This window comes from Pseudoalteromonas sp. CNC9-20 (assembly GCF_022347875.1).
Taxonomy (GTDB): domain Bacteria; phylum Pseudomonadota; class Gammaproteobacteria; order Enterobacterales; family Alteromonadaceae; genus Pseudoalteromonas; species Pseudoalteromonas ruthenica.
This window is the reverse complement of sequence record NZ_JAKRFS010000001.1, coordinates 167,453-186,238: the sequence shown is the minus strand read 5'-3', so window position 1 is coordinate 186,238 and position 18,786 is coordinate 167,453. Positions and strand designations below refer to the sequence as shown.

General features: G+C 44.6%; 11 protein-coding genes, 1 other RNA gene and 1 pseudogene. 6 read left to right on the top strand and 7 right to left on the bottom strand.

What is annotated here, in order from left to right; genetic code table 11:
• Positions 1-72 precede the first annotated feature (72 nt).
• The 3 genes from MHM89_RS00810 to norR all read right to left on the bottom strand — a co-directional run bounded on the left by MHM89_RS00810 (position 73) and on the right by norR (position 4,934).
• The gene (locus MHM89_RS00810) at positions 73-990 is read right to left on the bottom strand and encodes a diguanylate cyclase (RefSeq protein ID WP_239407845.1); all 918 of its coding nucleotides are present in this window, start codon (positions 988-990) and stop codon (positions 73-75) included.
• The gene (locus tag MHM89_RS00805; RefSeq protein WP_239407844.1) at positions 981-3,092 is read right to left on the bottom strand and encodes an EAL domain-containing protein; all 2,112 of its coding nucleotides are present in this window, start codon (positions 3,090-3,092) and stop codon (positions 981-983) included. Before MHM89_RS00805 ends, MHM89_RS00810 begins: the two co-directional genes overlap by 10 nt.
• Positions 3,093-3,311: 219 nt before the next feature.
• Entirely contained in the window at positions 3,312-4,934 is a 1,623-nt protein-coding gene (gene norR / locus MHM89_RS00800; protein ID WP_239407843.1) for a nitric oxide reductase transcriptional regulator NorR, read from the bottom strand.
• 174 nt (positions 4,935-5,108) lie between these two features.
• On the opposite strand from norR, the gene MHM89_RS00795 reads away from it, so the two are divergent.
• From MHM89_RS00795 to hmpA, 3 genes are read left to right on the top strand one after another with little or no spacing between them, the layout of a single operon-like run.
• A complete protein-coding gene (locus MHM89_RS00795) occupies positions 5,109-5,381 on the top strand; it encodes a hypothetical protein (RefSeq protein ID WP_239407842.1) in 273 nt (90 codons plus the stop codon).
• Entirely contained in the window at positions 5,382-6,578 is a 1,197-nt protein-coding gene (locus tag MHM89_RS00790) for an NnrS family protein (RefSeq protein ID WP_239407841.1), read from the top strand.
• Positions 6,579-6,593: 15 nt separating this feature from the next.
• Complete coding sequence (hmpA, locus tag MHM89_RS00785; RefSeq protein WP_239407840.1) at positions 6,594-7,775, top strand: NO-inducible flavohemoprotein; 1,182 nt, start codon at positions 6,594-6,596, stop codon at positions 7,773-7,775.
• A 431-nt stretch (positions 7,776-8,206) separates the two neighbouring features.
• Here hmpA and MHM89_RS00780 read toward each other — a convergent pair whose 3' ends face one another.
• The 3 genes from MHM89_RS00780 to MHM89_RS00770 all read right to left on the bottom strand — a co-directional run bounded on the left by MHM89_RS00780 (position 8,207) and on the right by MHM89_RS00770 (position 12,310).
• Positions 8,207-9,913, bottom strand: a complete 1,707-nt coding sequence (locus MHM89_RS00780; RefSeq protein WP_239407839.1) for a hypothetical protein — start codon at positions 9,911-9,913, stop codon at positions 8,207-8,209.
• A gap of 82 nt (positions 9,914-9,995) precedes the next feature.
• Positions 9,996-11,591, bottom strand: coding sequence for a hypothetical protein (locus MHM89_RS00775; RefSeq protein ID WP_239407838.1), 1,596 nt, complete (start codon positions 11,589-11,591; stop codon positions 9,996-9,998).
• Positions 11,592-11,695: 104 nt separating this feature from the next.
• Positions 11,696-12,310 carry a potassium channel family protein gene (locus tag MHM89_RS00770; RefSeq protein WP_239407837.1) on the bottom strand — a complete coding sequence of 205 codons (615 nt, stop codon included), beginning with the start codon at positions 12,308-12,310 and terminating at the stop codon, positions 11,696-11,698.
• 266 nt (positions 12,311-12,576) lie between these two features.
• On the opposite strand from MHM89_RS00770, the pseudogene MHM89_RS00765 reads away from it, so the two are divergent.
• Positions 12,577-13,548 (top strand): annotated as a pseudogene (locus MHM89_RS00765) (integron integrase).
• A 569-nt stretch (positions 13,549-14,117) separates the two neighbouring features.
• Here the strand turns inward: MHM89_RS00765 and ffs are convergent.
• Positions 14,118-14,214, bottom strand: an RNA gene (gene ffs, locus MHM89_RS00760) — signal recognition particle sRNA small type.
• Positions 14,215-14,682: 468 nt separating this feature from the next.
• Here ffs and MHM89_RS00755 point away from each other — a divergent pair.
• Both MHM89_RS00755 and MHM89_RS00750 read left to right on the top strand, forming a co-directional pair.
• A complete protein-coding gene (locus MHM89_RS00755) occupies positions 14,683-16,863 on the top strand; it encodes a M4 family metallopeptidase (protein ID WP_239408090.1) in 2,181 nt (726 codons plus the stop codon).
• A gap of 59 nt (positions 16,864-16,922) precedes the next feature.
• Positions 16,923-18,767 (top strand): M20/M25/M40 family metallo-hydrolase, encoded by a 1,845-nt coding sequence (locus MHM89_RS00750; RefSeq protein WP_239407835.1) that lies wholly within the window; start codon positions 16,923-16,925, stop codon positions 18,765-18,767.
• The last annotated feature ends 19 nt before the right edge of the window (positions 18,768-18,786 follow it).

Here is an 18,786-nt window from a genome sequence, read left to right as displayed (position 1 = left end):
GTCGTTAAGTTTGCTACAAAGTGTAGACTAAGCCCTTAAATTAGAAAAATTTTTCTTCCCTCTTGGCAGTACTTAATCGAGACACTGATACCGGTTTCGACCCGCTCGTTTAGCATCATAAAGGGCTTGATCTGCATCCGCTATCAGTGTTTCAAGGGCCACTTCAGCGCTCTGATTACTGGTTGTAGCACCAATACTAACGGTCACCCGCGAAAACGGCGAATAGTCGTGTTTAAGATTAGCTGCGCTTAAATTATTCATTATTTGCTTGCAAATAAATTCGCAACCACTTGCATCCGTATAGGGCATGATCACTAGGAACTCCTCACCGCCAAAGCGTACCGCCACATCATGGGGTCTACGCAAGCTCTGTTGCAACACCTGCGCAACTTGCTTAAGGCATTCATCGCCTTGAGGGTGACCATAGTGGTCGTTGTATTGCTTAAAGTGGTCAATATCGACCATCAGTACACTAAAAGGTTTACACTCACGTATAGATTGACGCAATGAGTTCACGACTTCCTCATCTAAGTAGTGGCGATTGTACAGTCCTGTCAAAGAGTCTTTATAAGTGAGCTTAATGAGAGCTTCCAGTCTCAGTTTATTTTCAAGGTGATTTTGCGTTCGGTGAATTAGCGTTGAGGCCGCAACGGGTTTTCCGATAAAATCACTGGCTCCCGCCTCCCAGCATGCATTTTGCGATTGGGTGTCATAGGTGCCAGTCACAAAGACCACGGGCACTTGTTCAAGCAAAGCGCTTTGTTTTAGTTCTTTACAAACCTCTAAGCCACTAATATGGGGCATATTGACGTCGAGTAGAATTAAATCGGGTACCTCAGCAGCGCAGTGCGCTAAAACTTGGGAGCTATCACTCAATGTGGTGACATCAAAGTACTCTTCTAACATTGCCTCTAAGGTTAGCCGTGCAATATCATCATCGTCGACCACCAGCACTTTACACTGGGAAAGCGGTTTTATATCTAGGTGCATAGCGTTCCTGCTGCTTGTTGCTCTAATAATTGTGACAATGACACAGATACCATAGGTTTAGCCAGTAAATACCCTTGGCCAATGCCGCACCCCAAAGAACGGAGCTTTTTGGCTTGCGGTTCGGTTTCAATGCCCTCTGCGACAATTTCCAAGCCTAGCGAATTTGCTAGGTCTATGATAGCCGTCACAATATCTAACGCTTGGGGCTCTGCCAGCATATCTCGCACAAAAGATTGGTCTATTTTCAATACATTCAGGGGGAAAAGCCTGAGATAAGAAAGGCTTGAGTAGCCGGTACCAAAGTCATCAAGAGCAATGCTCACACCCATATCGGCAATAGATTGTAGTTGAGTGACCGTTTGCTCGTAACTGTCTATAAGGGCAGATTCAGTAACCTCGAGCTCTAAATATCGACTCGGCAGCTGAGTTTTCTCAAGTATAGCGGCAACGGTATCGACCAGCGCAGAGTCAGAAAACTGCTTTGCCGATATATTAACCGCCACTTTCTGCGCATGCCCAGCATCGAGCCATGTTTTGGCGTCACGACAGCATTGCTCTAAAACCTGTTCACCAAGACGATAAATCAACCCTGACTCTTCAGCATATTCAATAAACTGGGCTGGCGATATTAACTTGCCATCTGCGCCTCTTAATCGGACTAACCCCTCTACTCCGATAATGTGATTGGTATTTAAGTCAAATTTAGGCTGATAGTGAACTTCTAAAGCGTTTTGCTCCAGTGCTTCACGAAGCGTGTGGCCGACAACTAAGCGTTGGTTCATTTCGTGTTGTAAATCATCGCTGAAATAACAGTAACTATTTGCCCCCACATGTTTCGCCTTGTACATAGCTGAGTCGGCATGACGAAGCATTTCTTCTACACTGGAGGCATCGTCTGGATAGACGCTGATACCCACACTGGCACTCAAGTTGTGTTGCTCGCCCCCCAACCGAAAAGGCTTAGCGATGACATCTAGCAACTGGCTAATTAACCCCTCCAACCCGAACGAGCTTTTCTCTTGCGGCACCACCAACGCAAACTCATCGCCGCCGACACGAGCAACAGTAATATCACTACAGGCAAAGCGGTCAAGACTGTGGCCAACATGCGCGATAATTTCATCGCCGATGTGATGGCCCATGGCGTCGTTTATATATTTAAAGTTGTCTAAATCAAGCAGCATTAAGCTCACTTTACGGTTGCCGGCCGAAGCTCTGGCAATACCTTGTGTAAGCCGGTCATGCAACAGTACTCGATTAGGCAGTGCGGTGAGCTGATCATGATGAGCGAGGTAGGTCATTTGCACTGACATAGCGAGGGTTTCACTCACGTCCTGAAACACCATCACGGCACCACGCTGTTGACGTTGCTCGTCAAGGATTGGCGCAGCACTGTCCTCCACGCGATACTCCAGCCCTTGTTTACTGACCAGTTGAGTATTTATTGCCATGGCCACAGGCCTATTTTCTTTTAATGCCACGGTCAAAGGGTTAATAGACGCGTCTTTCGTTGAGGCATCCCTTAGCTTCATCACCTCTTCAATATGTCGTCCCTTAGCAGCGGTTTGCGACCAACCAGTCAAACGTTGTGCGACCGGGTTCAGATAGGTGATACAGGCATGCTCATCGGTCGAAATTACGCCATCCGCAATAGAGTCTAGGGTAATGCGCAGATGCTCTTTTTCTGCCGCCAGTAGCCTTTGTGTCTTTTCCAATGCTCGCTCTTGTGCACGCACTTTGGCATGGTTCTCTACTCGCATACGGCACAACGTAAGATTCAAAGGCTTGGAGATAAAGTCGATGGCACCCAGCGCGAGTGCGCGCTCTTCGATTTCCGGGTCGTTGTGTGCAGTGATAACTATAATGCGCAGCGCACTAAGTGAGGGCTGGTATTGAATTTGAGCCAGTAAGTCAAAACCGCTGATAGTAGGCATTTCTAAATCAAGCAACAAAATATCTGGCTTAAAATCGGCAATAAGCGCCATTGCTCCGCTGCTCTCATTACATGATTGAACCTCACCTACCCCCGCCAACGCATGCTCCAGCTGAAGGGTATTAATGGGCTCATCATCAATCACGAGAACTTTACTTTGTTCGGTCATTTACACTCTCACAACAAACAAGACGCTTAATAAAGATAGCGTTAAACATTTTGAAAAGCGATATCACAAAACGAGTTTAGTCATGGGCGCAACGTCTACTTTATTGCTTAATTATGCTGTCACACTAAGCTAATCTCTTAGAAACAGCATTTTCTTTAATGAGCATTTAAGTAGTGACTGCTCTTTAGCTAATGACCTCAAAGTCAATCATCGCCTTTTTCAAAGCACGACTTTCTCAACGTGTATTTGCAAACGCTTAGCCAGACGAATTAAGTTAGCGCGGTCAACACCTAAATGCTTGGCTGTTTGGCTCCAGTTGCCTTGATGAGCCTGTAAGGCACGTTTGACTATCTGGCGTTGGTAATCATCCACAGCCTGGCGCAAATTAATCGGTTCCTTTATCGTCATGGAGTCAGGCGTTATATCTGATAGAAGTGGCGTTTGCGTGTTCTCCTCGGTGTTTAGCGAGTCTGATTTCCTTTGCGTTGTCTCGTGCAGTTCATCGCAGTCACCGAGCGTCACAGTCACTAGGCTATCATGGCGGCTGTGTATTGGTACTTTGGCACAGGCCTTTAATGCTGCGCGGTTCAATAAGTGCTCAAACTCGCGAACATTGCCCGGCCAAGTATACTGGGCGAGTCTGTCTAAAAGCGCTGGGGAAATTTTCAGCTGGTTTACACCGAGTTTTCGCCTTGCACGCTCGATAAAGAAACCAGCCAATAGTGGGATGTCTGCCATACGCTCACGTAAAGGCGGCACTTTTAATGGGTATACGTTGAGGCGGTGATACAAGTCGCTGCGAAAGCGCCCGCTTTTCACCTCAGCTTTTAAATCACGATTGGTGGCGGCAATAACACGCACATCCACCTTTATCACTTCATCTTGGCCAACAGGTTGAATCTCATTACTTTGTAACGCCCGTAAAAGCTTACTTTGCGCAGCTAAGGGTAACTCCCCCACCTCATCTAAAAACAAGGTGCCACCGCTGGCAATGACAAACTTACCCGCTCGCTTGCGCTCAGCCCCGGTAAACGCACCTTTAACATGACCAAATAATTCGCTCTCTACCAAGTTCTCTGGCAGCGCCGCGCAATTGACATAAATAAGCGCTTGATCACCACGACTTGATTGCTGATGCACACTGTGCGCCACCAGCTCCTTACCTGTGCCGCTTTCGCCTTCAATAAGTACCGAGTAATTGGATGGGGCCACCAAGGAAATTTCATTTTTAAGTTTATCAATACAGGGGCTTTGGCCAATGATTTCCGCCGGACAGCCTGAGGCACTGGGTTCGCTCAGAGCACGCAATACTTCTTGTGAATGGCTGACATTGGCCTCAAGCAAATCAACAGTCAGTGCCGTATGTAAGCTCACCGAGGCCATAGATGCAATTAACGCCAATGAGCGTTCTGAAAGTGAATCAAACACCCCTGGAGATAGACTATCCAACGTTAATACACCAAGTAGCTGATTTTGGAAATACAGCGGGATCCCCATACACGCATGCACAGGTAAGTCGCCCTCCATGGCCGTGAGTAAGCCATCATAGGGATCAGCCAGTTCACACTCTGCGGGGAAACGCGTAGCTGTTAATGACTGACAAATTGCAACAAACCGAGGGTGCTCAGCAATAACAAAGCGACGCCCAAGTATTTCATGGCTCAGCCCTTGATGAGCCAGAGGCTGTAAATAGTCGCCTTTGTGAGCCAGTAACATGATGGCATCGCAGGTGATCACTTTACGAATGGCACTGAGCAATTCATCAAAGCGCTGTTGACTGGCGACGCTCTGCGCGAGGGTGATGGATAATTCCAAAAGTTGGTTGTCGGTAAGGCGGTTCATATACGTGGCCCGTTATCATTTTAACTCTATTGTAGTCATTAGGACACGCATAGCAAGCATGTCTTAATGACACAATAACAATCTAATTCATTAGATACCTTATATTTATCAACAAGTTAAAAATATGGCACTAGTTTTGATATAGCTCCAATAGATTCATTTGTAGGAGCGCCTATGTACTCGCAGTTTGTTCTTCCCGCTGATCATGCACTCGAGGGGGCACAGTTAAGCTTTCAAAAATGCATTATTGCTGCTAACTGGAGCATGGTGTTGTCACTTGGCCTCGTGATTTGCAGCCTATTAATGAGCTTTTATTTCGACTCATATTTACCCATCTCCATGCAGATAACTGCCCATATCGGCACCATAATGTTCGCGGCAATCTTTAAGTTGGCGTATGTGGTGCGTTGTGTCGGCGTTTATGGCTTGGGCTACAGGGTGTTTTAAATGCAAATACAAGAACCCAACACGCCCGACAATAAACAAAATGGCTTTCACCATCCGTTTTGGCAATTAGCGTTTCGCTCATTTTTCTTAACTGGCGCGCTATTTGCGGCGACAGCTATTGCCTTATGGGCAGCGATGCTGACCGGGCTCATCACTTTACCGCAACCAATATTGCCAGCCGTGCTGTGGCACAGTCATGAAATGATCTTTGGTTTTGCAGCGCTCATCGCCGTTGGTTTCATAATGACGGCGGTGCAAACATGGACAGGGTTGCCCAGTATAACGGGCCTCCCCGTGGCAGCTTTACTGTTACTTTGGGTGTGTACTCGTATACTGGTATTTACTAACACGCACACCACTATTATCGCCGCGTTAATTATGTCGCTTTTATGGTGGGCCGCCATATTGTTCACCTTTACGCGTCTCGTTTTCAGCGCGGGCAATGTACGCAACTACCTTTTCGTGCCCATGCTCATGGTACTGGCGACACTAAACGCAGCCACCTTGGTGCTCGCGCTCATGGGTGAGCATTTAATCGCGTTGCACCTTATCCGCTCAGCTGTATTGCTGTTTACGCTTCTCATTGGGGTCGTTGGCGGCCGGGTGATCCCGTTTTTTACGGCTCGCGGTGCAAATATTGATGCCCAAACACCGATGATATGGGCAGAGAAAATACAGCTGCCACTCACGGTCACTTGCCTGGTTGTGTTTATCACCAGTCACTTCGAATTATTGCCCTTTTCCCCAGCCATATTGTTGATAGTCACAGGGAGCGTGCACCTTATTCGTATGAAACCGTGGTCTAGCTTAAGTACCTTCACCATGCCTTTGCTGTGGTCGCTGCATAGCGCATACGCCTTTATGGGGTTCGGGCTTATTGCGCTAGGTCTGAGTTACTACATCGACACATTACTCTTTAGCAACGCCCTGCACCTAATCACCCTCGGAGCCATTGGTTTGATGATCCTCGCGATGATAAGTCGCGTCTCGTTAGGGCACACGGGGCGCAAACTCAACGTTAAACCCCAGATCACAGCCGCTTTTATATGCTTGGTTGGGGCTACATTGCTGCGCTTTACTCTGACGTTGACTGGCCATGCATTTGTAGGCTGGGCCTTGAGCGCCGCGCTTTGGGTTGCTTCATTCACGATTTTCTTTTTCACCTACTGGCCGGTGCTCAGTGCACCGCGCCAATAACCTTGCGGAGTATGCATGTTATCTTCACACCACATCAATACGGTTAAATCAACGCTGCCCTTAATAAGTGCAGCAGGGCCGACAGTGACCGAACATTTTTATCAACGAATGTTTACCCATAACCCTGAATTAAAAGACGTATTTAACTTAAGTAATCAACATTCAGGGCGCCAGAAAGTGGCACTATTTGAAGCTATAATGGCCTATGCTAACAACCTTGATAATGTCGCTGTACTCAAGCATGTCGTGGAGCGTATTGCTAACAAGCATGTGAGCTTTAACATACAGCCTGATGATTACCACATCGTTGGCCATCACTTAATTGAAACCATGCGCGAGCTGCTAGGTGACCGCTTTAGCTGTGAGGTCGAGCAGGCTTGGCGCGCTGCCTATGCGGTGTTGGCGCAACTGTTTACTCAGCGTGAGCAGGCTCTATATACAGCTCGCGAGCAAGCAAGCGGTGGCTGGCGCGGCAAGCGCGCCTTTAGCTTGACTCACAAGGTAAAAGAATCACAGCTGGTCACCAGCTTTACGTTCGAGCCCGTTGATCAGCAAGCAGTGATGGACTTCAAACCCGGGCAATACCTTGCTATCGAGCTTAAGCCCTCTACTTCGGCCCACACCGAAATCCGCCAATACTCGCTATCGAGCACAGCAAATGGCAAAAGTTACCGCATCTCGGTCAAGCGTGAAGTGGGTGAACATACAGGAGTCATGTCGAACTTCCTACATGATCATCTTAAAGTTGGCGACATCGTTGACTTACATGCACCAACGGGAGATTTTTTCTGGCAAGACCGACAAGCCCCTGTGGTTTTAATTTCTGCAGGCGTAGGCGTAACGCCCATGCAAGCCATGTTAGAAACCCTAGCCGCACGTAATTACCCCTTCCCTGTAACCTATCTCCATGCCTGCGAAACCCGTGCTCAACACTCGTTCGCTCAGCGCACCGCAACGCTATGCGCTGATCACCACTGGCGACATGCGACCTGGTATAACCACGAGCCAGGCGACACGGTAAATACATTTAACGGCTTCATGAACTTCTCCGCTATCACACTGCCCATCGACAATGGTGATTTTTACGTGTGTGGTCCGCTGGCCTTTATGAAGTTTGTAAAAACCCACTTAATCGCCCTGGGGGTGAGCGCTCATCGTATACACTACGAAGTGTTTGGCCCCCACGCTGAGCTTTAACTGATTTGGTCACATAATGGGCTATTGATATTGAAACAGCTGGCTAGAGGACAGAGCCGGCTGTACTTGTCTCAGCGAGCTTGCTTGAAGTATAAATTGATATAGTACGAGCCCTTGCTCCGGGCTGTACCTAGATTTTATGAAAGTATAAGTTGACATGAGTTTGAAGTAAAAGATGACAAAAAGTTCCTTATTTTCCAGATATTGACCCTCGCGTGTCCCTTTTGTGCATTTTCAGTCGTTCGGCTAGTGCATCATACAACCAATTAAATAATCAGACGTTCAAACCAACTCATTTTTGGACAGAAACACGTTAGAATATTTATTCGGTAACGCTTAAAATAAACGGCTAAAAATGCTTGGCTATACTTTGTGAGCGCAGCGAACTAAGCCAAGCGTTTTTAGTCCGATTTAATTTTCTTGTTATATTTTTATAGACCCATACCATGACAAATTAACTCTTTACTTCCAATCTGTGTAGAAACAACAAGGTTGTCAGTTTTAAACAATGAGCCAATTCCACCTAGTTGAGACGCAGGGCTCTGTTTCATATAAAATTCAATAAGTTCGTCTGGCTTATCTATAGGTAATGGTTGTGAATGATTCCATAGATTTGGCTCAGATTTACGATGGCCAAATGTCATCTCACCATCTTTAAATAAATTTCTAATACTATTCCACTCGTAAGACACAATTCCTGATGGCCATATACAAAAATCAAAATTGGATATATTATGAATTAGTAAAAATACAGTATTTTCTGGGGTACAATTTTGTAAGCCTCTTTTCTTTAAAACTTCCTCCAAAGAATTCAAATCTAAAGATTTTTTAGCATCAACAAGTTGACCTACTCCTTTTGACAGCTTCCCTGAAATTATATGGTCTAGATCCCCTGAGATATAAGCACTTCCGCCAATACGCAAATACTTAACTTGAACAAAATAAAATACGTTTCTTCGAAGATCTTCAATAATTATGTCCACATCAGGCTTTAAATTTTTATCCTTTACGTCATGTGCCATTATACCTTGATGTACTTTATACTTATTTATGAGTTCTTCGCGCAAAAAGTAATTGCTAATATATTCTTTTTCAAAAAAATCCCCTACCAATCGATTCAGTTTATTCTCAGATATAGCATTGGCAATATCATTCAGTACGATCCTGAGCTGTTTAGTAATACTTACGGTGTTTAAAGCAACACCTTGCGAATTTATAGAAAAAACTCGATCAGGCTGAGGGAGCTTCTCTATAACCTCTTCTATATATTTGATGTCATCACGTTGAATATCAATCTTTTTCAATAAGTCGAATGAAGCATAATCCGTTTCATTCTTAATTTTACACCACATACATAACGCAACAAGGGTGCATATTTTATCCACCCACTTAATGCTTTCTAAGCGATTCAGCTTGTTTGGCAATTCATTTGCTGGAAATGTAAATATCTTATCTCTGAAGCCTTTCCCAAAAAGAAAAATAGCTTCTTTAAAGCTACTATTATTATCAGAACCCTTTGGAAGAGCGTCTAAATAAGCAATAGTTGCCATAGAACTCATTTCTTCCCAATAATTTGCAAACCACTTACGGTGTAGTTGAGCAACACTATTTTTAGATGATGGTTTAACCGAAATGTAATCTTTCCCAAATTCAACATTGGCCATTCCTACTAAGGCAAAAAATAAGACTTCGCTCAATAGATAGAATGAGATAAATTCATCTAGATCATTGTTATGCTTTTTTCCCGAGCAGTTTTGTACTTCAAAAGATTCTAATAACCTATCGAGCTGCAGATTTATTGAATCACAAGTTTTTATTAACAATGACTTACAAGCTTTATTAGCTAAATGACTGTTATTAGTTAACTCATATCTAAATGGAAGCTCTATTCCATGTGTATTGTCTAAACTCAACTTTGAACTGTTAGTTAAAAGTTGATAAATCCCACTAACTTTTGGAAATAGTCCTTTGCGAATGTCATTATAAAAATGAGCAAAGTTTAAAAGGCTTTGACTAGTCTTTTTTCCTTCTCGATTCGGAGTTCTATTAATGTATTCGACGGGATCAAAGTTCAGAGGAGAGTCCAAAAGAACTTTGAGAGCTCTTAATGGTCCATTACCTAATTCATACCAATTCATCTACAATTCACCAAAAACATAACGCCGCGCTCTGCGGCAAATTTGGAGCGCAGCGGAAAACTTGTCCGGCAGCAGCGCTTTGTTATGTGAGTTCTTCACTGCCAACCTCCTGCGCTAGAAAGGCTTTCTCAACCTCAATTAACAAGTCTGTCATTTGTTCAAGAATGCTATCAAACGCTTTGATCAGCTCGTCGTCTTTTATTCCAAGGCGTGCAATCGTTTTCTCATACTTTGAACCACGTCTATGTGCTACACCTGTCGATCGAACGCCTTGCAACCCTCCCAAGAAGGTTGCTGCGTCAAATCTCACACCACCATTATTTAGAAACTCTGCAAGTAGCTTAATAGATCCATTTTCATCAATAGAAACATGCTTTTTAAGCTCTTTAACATTAATGGAGTCAATTGTAATTTTTACCAGTGATAGTATCTGTGCATCAAATTCTGACTGTTCATTTTTAGTCAAGGAATGCACCGTTTTTAAACAGTGTGCATCAGTTTCGGCGAGCGGTAAAAAAAGTGGCCAGCCTTTATCTCTTAACCAATGATTCTGAAACCTTTCAAAATATGATTTGAAAACCAAATCTGGGCTTTCCGCATCAGCAAAGGCTCCGAGCATACTTCTTTTAAAATAGGTATCACTCATAGATCGCCCTTCTGGAGCAAGATTAAAGCTTTTCCAGTAAATCTGCTCGGAGTGAGGTATATCTCGGCCAAGATCACCTAAAAAAACACAAACGTGTCCCGGCGAGTTATTGTCAAAGCGCAATTTCCAATACCCATGCTTATGGATTGCACTATCTTGTACCTCATACTCTGATGAAGACCCAAAATATTTTTGAAGTACTGCTTTATCGAAGTAAACCGGAGTTAAATAATGAGGCGCACCTTTATTTTTTCCGAAATAGTCGGCTAACAAAGAAGGATCACAGGAGTGGAGATGATGATCATGAGCATCACCTTCGATAATGAATGATTCATAGCTCTTCTCTACATTGAATGGGCTGTAGTACTCTTCTTTTCTTGGAGAGCAATTAAAAAGTTTTTTTCCTAGCACTCTAGTGAAAGTGCTATAGCCCTCTACGTACGAGCTATCCCAAAACCTAGTGTATGAAACGAAAGGATCATTCACATGCTCATCCGGCAACCGTTCACTTGTAACTTTGTGGCGCGAATTCTCAAAAAATAACAACAGGTTCATTTGCCTAGCAGACATAAATGCTTTCAAGAATGATTTTCTTATAAGAATTTCATCATCTGAATACCTGACAACCTGAATTTCAGTTCCATTGTCATCATCAACAACATATTTATGATTAACCGTGTCATGGTAAAGCTCGAGGTACAATACTAATTCTTGTAATATTTCTCTGTACGGCTTTCTTGTGCCATGAAAATCTCTATAGATAACAAGCGGTAGATATTCGGAACTATTTGGCTCATACCAGATATTATCTTTGCCACTCCATACTATTGACGGGCCTCCACTACCAGGGAGCAAATCCCACCCATAGCCTTCCATTGCTTTTTGGGTATTATCTGGTGAAACTAAGCAGGAGTATAGCGAGCCATCCTCAGATTTATCGTCTTTATTTAGGTTCTTATAAAGCGGAACCCAAGTGCCCTCACCCAATTCATTACGTATGAAATCTAGGAAGTCGTCCATATCTTTAGGCATTCTAATTATTTTTCCATTCTTGATAGCTGCTTTTCACATAACGCCCCGCATCACCGGAAATTTGCGGCGCGCAGCAGAGCAAATTATCCGTGTGAATGCGATTGTTAGGGCTTTTCATTCAATTTACCCGCATATATTGCAAAACACACGATCAATAAAGTGAACCCACAGAATACCTCATAGACGGTAAGAAACTGTGGCCACCAATGTTCTGGGCTAATGTCACCATACCCCAAAGTCGTTATCGTGACGCCACTAAAATACAAGGCATCTGTGATACTTTCTGGAAACACACCATTGCGCCATACGTCAGAAGTTAACGGAAGCAACAAGTACAATATGGAGAAGTTGATTACCAACTCCAGGTAGCTTTTCAAGGAAAGCCGAATGCGATCTCTAGGCTCTAGGTTGCTACTAGGTTTTATGTCTTTGTCCATTTTCTCGAAAGCATCTTTAAGAAATGCCCAAAATATTTCATTACACCGAGAAAAAAGAAAATAAGACCAAGTAAAGATGGCAACAAAATTTAATTGTGAATTGAGCGCCAACTTACCAATAGGGTTGAAATACTCTTGATATATCAATAGTGAAATAGTACTAACAATAGAAACCCACAGATAAAAAGAATTCAGAACTTTGATGGTTTCGGTTCTATCGTATTTTTCTTTCAGATACCCGGCCAAAATATAAGTAGGGGATAAAAGCGAAAATAATTTCATTATCTTGTCCATTGATTCATTAGTCTTCTTATATGGCCCTAACAATTTAATATCGAGCGATTGGGTCGTTTTTCTACCGCAACCTGTCTCGTTTTAGTCCTTAGACCATTGATAGCAAATTTAGGAAGTACTTACCAGCATTGAAGTTACGTTACATTACTCTAAACGTGGATAAGACAAAAACGACCCAATGGGTCGTTTTCTTGACTATAGGAAAAACAAAACAACACTGTACATATGTACAGCCACTTGTTGGAGCTAGCTCAATGAGAACTCGTTCACCATTTTTAAACCACATCGCCGAGTTAATGTTGGCCAAGCAATATTCACTCAGAACCGTTGATACATATCTTAAGTGGATTTCTTCCTAGATTCATTATCATGATAAACGTCACCCAGCTTCAATGGGCAATAACGAGGTTGTCGAATATCTCGACTACCTTGTACTTAAAAGGAATGTGTCGCCTAAAACACAAGCGACAGCGTTAAATGCGTTATCTTTTTTGTATAAGCAAATAATTAAACAGGAATTGTGTCCGAATCTAACGTTTGTTAGAAGCAAGCGCCAATCTAAGTTACCAATTGTTATGACCCCCGAGGAGGTTAAACTCCTCATGTCGTTTTTAAGTAAACGATATTATTTAATTTCAGGTTTAATGTATGGTAGCGGCTTACGTGTAATGGAAGCTGTTCAACTAAGAGTTCAGGATATTGACTTTGACTACAAGTGCATTCGGATCTGGAATGGTAAAGGGAATAAACATCGGGTGGTTACACTCGCCACAGAACTTATACCTTTGCTAAGAAATCAAATAGCTCAGGCTGATGAATACTTAAAATTAGATTCCCAGAATGAACAATATGCTGGTGTATGGATGCCAAAGGCACTAGCAAGAAAATATCCTAGCGCCAATAAGTCAATTGCTTGGCAGTATCTATTTCCCTCATATAAGTTAAGTGCTGATCCTGAAACTGGCGAGATTCGCCGACATCATTTTCATCAAACAGGTGTACGTAAAGCGGTTAAAGAGGCCGCCAAAAAAGCACAAATAATAAAACCTATAACGCCCCACACTTTTAGGCATTCATTTGCTACTCATTTACTACAAAGTGGTGCAGATATTAGAACCGTGCAAGCTCAACTGGGTCATTCCGATGTGAAGACAACGCAAATATATACGTATGTTTTACAGCAAGGCGCAAACGGTGTTGTTAGTCCTTTGAGCAAAATTTTCTAGCTTGTTTTGGGGCAGGTAACGGCTGTTAGTGATAACATTGCCAATCTAAATATTCGAACACTATTTATAGGAAAGCTCCTAACCTAACTCAATACGGTTAGATATACCTCAGATTATCGTTTTGAATAACAGAAAAGACCCCAGTATTTGCTGGGGTGTAAGATGTCTAGCCCTGCCTTTTCGGCAGTTAAAAGTAACATATTGTGATTGATTAGTTCCTGGTCTAATTTCAGCTGCCTACTCGGCAGTTCGCATGGTCGTATTGACAGCAAAGAGGCTGAGCCTCGAACACGGTAATCGCTGGGGAATATTCGAAGTGGGCACAGGCATGCACACAGGCATCGAACTCTAATGCCGACTCTAAGAGACAGGTCGCCTTGATCTTTTGACTGGCGAATTTAAAAAGGATTTTAACTCTAGAGTACTTGGTTTTGCGTCGGTAATAGCTGCTTTCTAGCGCACTGACTAAAAATTGGCTATGACAACTTATTGTTCAAATTTATGTCAACTTTAACTTCAAGTTTGTCAACTTATACTTCAAACAACAAAGGAGGAAATTTGGGTGGCAGCCTTACCAGCCACATCTCGGCACACACGTCACACGCTGTGGCTGCTCCCTTCCGGGCCTGACCAGATTCACCTGCTAGTGTTGCGAGAGGACCAATAAGGCTACCATTGAGGGCCTTCGTTGGGCGCAGGAGGGATTATCGCGACTTTACTACTGGGATTCAAGGAAAATCCTACTATTTACTACCAACTGCCTAGTAACTGACCATTTCGCAGTAATACGCATCACTTTAGCCCTGCTCCACTTTTGTAACTCGCTAACCCAACGCGAAGCAATAACCTTTCACTTACACATTTTGGAAACAAAAGTGTACACATTTTAACCTTGATTACGTTTTAACACATTAAATTACTCGTCAAGGCATTGAGCAATCTGGATAAATTTAATATTTATTTAATTTTAAATTAATAATTTTTACTTTTATTTTACATTAGTACCCATTTTGACTAGATTAGAATCGCTCGCTTTGGAGAAGTTTGCAGGATCAAACGAGTATTAGCGGTGCTCAGCACCACCCATTCGGGAAAACTAATCGGGAGCAAACAATGAATAAACCTCAAGGATTTATGCTATCAACCTTATCAATAGCCGTGTCACTGGCAGCAATTTTGCCCGCAACGAGTATTGCGGCGCAAAAAACCTACCTAAGTGAACAAAATCAAATTAAAGATATTATGATGGCAAAGTCGACTGCCGTTTCAGCCTCCCCCGCTGCAACGGTACTCGGCCTTGATACTCAGGATGGTATCAGTGTTGTAAAGCAGTACAACAGTCAAAACGGCGATAAAACGTTTCGCTATCAGCAAATGCACAAAGGCATTCCTGTTATCGGCGATCATGCCATTCTAACTTACAACAAAGATGATCAGCTTATTCGTGCCCATGGCGCCGTGGTCAATAACATCGCTGCCGACGTCCCCTCGGTAAACGCCAAGGTAAGTAAGAAGCAAGTAGGCAAACTAGTGCGCGCCATGCATCGTAAAATGCATCAAGGCAAAGCAGCGCCTGCCATCGAGAATGAGCAATCTCGCTTAGTCATTTGGTTAGACGATGCGAACAAAGCGCACCTTGCTTATGAGGTGACCTACAACAGTTATGGTGATACCCCGTCGCGTCCCTACATGATTATCGACGCCAAAAGCGGTAATGTATTGCATCAGTTCGACAATTTACAGCATGCTGATGCCACCGGCCCAGGCGGCAACCAGAAAACCGGACAATACAATTACGGAACCGACTACGGCTATTTGGATGTGAGCCAATCTGGCAGCACTTGTACCATGGAAAACGCCAATGTGCGCACCATTAACCTCAATAATGGTACTAGCGGCTCAACAGCGTACAGCTTTACCTGCCCAGAAAATACCTACCAGCAAGTGAATGGCGCCTATTCACCTCTTAATGATGCCCATTACTTTGGCAACGTAGTGTTTAATATGTACAACGATTGGGTTGGTACTGCGCCATTGTCATTCCAGTTGCGTATGCGCGTGCACTATGGCAATAACTATGAAAATGCGTTTTGGGATGGCCAAGCGATGACCTTCGGTGACGGCGCCACAACCTTTTACCCATTAGTTAGCCTCGATGTGTCTGCACACGAAGTCAGCCACGGCTTTACCGAGCAAAACTCCGGATTGGTTTATTCTGGTAAATCAGGCGGCTTAAATGAAGCGTTCTCCGATATGGCCGGTGAAGCTGCGGAAGCTTACATGCTGGGTAGTAATGATTGGCTCGTCGGTGAGCAAATCTTCAAAGGTAATGGTGCGTTACGTTACATGGCTAATCCTCCACAAGACGGCCGCTCCATTGGTAATCAATCAGATTACTACTCAGGCATGGATGTGCATTACAGTTCAGGGGTGTACAACAAGGCTTTCTATTTGTTGGCAACCACCAGCGGCTGGGATACACAAAAGGCCTTTAAGACCATGGCACGTGCTAACCAACTTTATTGGACAGCGAGTACTAACTGGGACTTAGCAGGTAACGGTGTGATGGACGCCGCGTGCGATCTTGGTTATGAGCCAAATGATGTTAAAGCAGCCCTCGCGGCCGTAGGGGTAACATCAAGCCTAAGCGCGGGTAGTGACTGTGGTTCAACTCCGCCAACACCTGACGAAGAAATCACCAACGGCGTGCCACGTACAGGTATTTCCGGTGCGGCGAAAGAGCAAATGTTCTTCGTTATGAATGTGCCCGCAGGTGCTACGAACCTCACCTTTAACACCTCAGGTGGTTCAGGTGATGCTGATTTATACGTGAAATATGGTTCACGTCCAACGCTTAACGATTACGATTGTAACAGCACGTCATCAACCAGTACTGAGTCATGTGCAATTAGTCCTGTTCAAGGCGGTGAGTACTATGTCATGGTCGAAGCGTGGAACCAAATCAGTAATGTGACCTTAGAAGGTAACTATGACGATGGTAGCACGGGGCCAACGCCGATTGATCGCACCGAGAGCAACATCAGTGTTAACCAAGGCGGCTGGGCTCGTTTTAGCCAAGACATTGGCAGTGGCTACAGCAACCTCACGGTAACCATTAGCGGTGGTAGCGGCGATGCGGATCTGTATGTCAACTTTGGTTCGCAATCAACCACCAGCGACTGGGATTGTCGTCCATATCGCAATGGTAACTCAGAAACCTGTACCTTTAGCAATCCGCAAGCAGGTACATGGCATATGGATTTACGTGGCTACCGCGCAGCAAGTGGTGTCACCCTATCCATCCAAGCAGACTAAATCATTCTCCCTGAGTAGGGGCCAGCTACTGGCCCCTTTTTCGTTTAAGGACCCATCTTATGAAATATTCTTACCTCGCCATCGGTGCGGCGCTTGCTTGCGCTACGAACAGCGCCTTAGCGGCACCGGAAAAGGCATGGATCACGGTCGAGGCCCATGCCATGGCGCACTATCAAAAACAGCAAAAAACACAGTGGCAAAGCGCTGCAACGCAATCAATCGCTGGCACAGCAGTTGATGTTATCGCTATAGATCCTAAGCATATACATCGGCTAAGCGACTTTATGCACCATGAGTACAAACGCTGTGGCGGCTTTATTTATCATGAATCTGAGCAAGCGGCGAAAGCCTACTTGCAACAGGCTCAAGTCAATAACACACAAACAGTTGCCAATGTTAATTACAGCATCGATAACCCCGCTGCAGCCCAGGCGCTGCTGGCTGAGCTGAGCACCACTCGTCTAGATAACACCGTAAGTACCCTAGCAGCATTTCACAACCGTTACTATTCACAACAAAGCGGTGTCGATGCAGCAGATTGGTTACGCACCCACTGGCAACAAATCGCCAGTAGTCGCAGCGACATCACCGTGCAAAGTTACAACCATAGTTGGGCTCAAGATTCGGTGGTAGTGACAATCGCCGGACAAGAGTTAAGTGATGAAGTGGTGATCATTGGTGGTCACTTAGACTCGATTAACCAATCATCACCCAGCCAAGGTCGTGCACCAGGAGCTGATGATAATGCCAGCGGCATAGCAGTATTAACCGAAACGCTGCGAGCGGTCGTCGACAGTGACTTTAAGCCTAAACGCACCATCAAAATTATGGGCTTTGCGGCTGAAGAAGTGGGACTCAGAGGCTCCGGCGCTATAGCTAGCGATTACAAAAGCCAAGGCATCAATGTGGTGGGCATGGCGCAGTTTGATATGACCGGTAATAACGGCTCAGCTGAAGATATTGTATTGATGACCGACTATACCAACAGCGGCCAGAATCAATTTATGGCAAACCTTGCCAGCACTTATCTCAGTGACCTGGTTATTGGCTATGATCAATGTGGTTACGGATGCTCGGATCATGCCTCTTGGCATAACCAAGGCTTTGCCGCCTCGATGCCGTTTGAATCAAAAATGAGTGATATCAACTACCGAATTCACACCAGTAGTGACGACCAGTTTGATGCCAGTCATGCCATCAATTTTGCACGCTTGGCCAGTGTTTATCTCGCTGAGCTTGCGAAAAGCGCTGGCTCTGCGCCGCCACCACCGAGTGATAACGAGCTCACTAATGGTGTGGTTGAGTCTGGCCTTAGCGCTGGTGCTAAGGAACAGCTGCTTTACACCATGGATGTACCCAGCGATGCCACTGATCTTAACTTTAATACCTATGGCGGCAGCGGTGATGCTGATTTATACGTGCAATTTGGCACGCCACCGACACTCAGTAGCTATGATTGCAAAAGTACCACAGCATCAAGCACCGAAAGCTGTAGCTTTAGCGCGCCACAAACAGGGACTTACTACGTGATGGTTGAGGCCTGGAATGCCATTTCCGGTGTCAATCTGGTCGGTGAGTATCAAACAGGTTCAACCGGTCCAACTCCCATTAATCGTAGCGAAGGGCCTATTTCTGTCGCGTCTTCTCAATGGCAACGCTTTGAGCAGCCTCTTACTAGCGGCTATTCGCAATTACAGGTGAGTATATCCGGCGGTAGCGGCGATGCCGATCTGTATTTAAACCTTGGCTCACCGTCGAGCCAGTCGCAATGGCAATGCCGTCCATACAAAAATGGTAACAATGAAACCTGTACCATTAGTAACCCGCAAAGTGGAACTTGGTACATTGATTTGTACGGCTATAATAGCGCCACGGGTGTAAATTTATCGATCACCGCCAATTAGTAATAACAAAGGGGCCCGA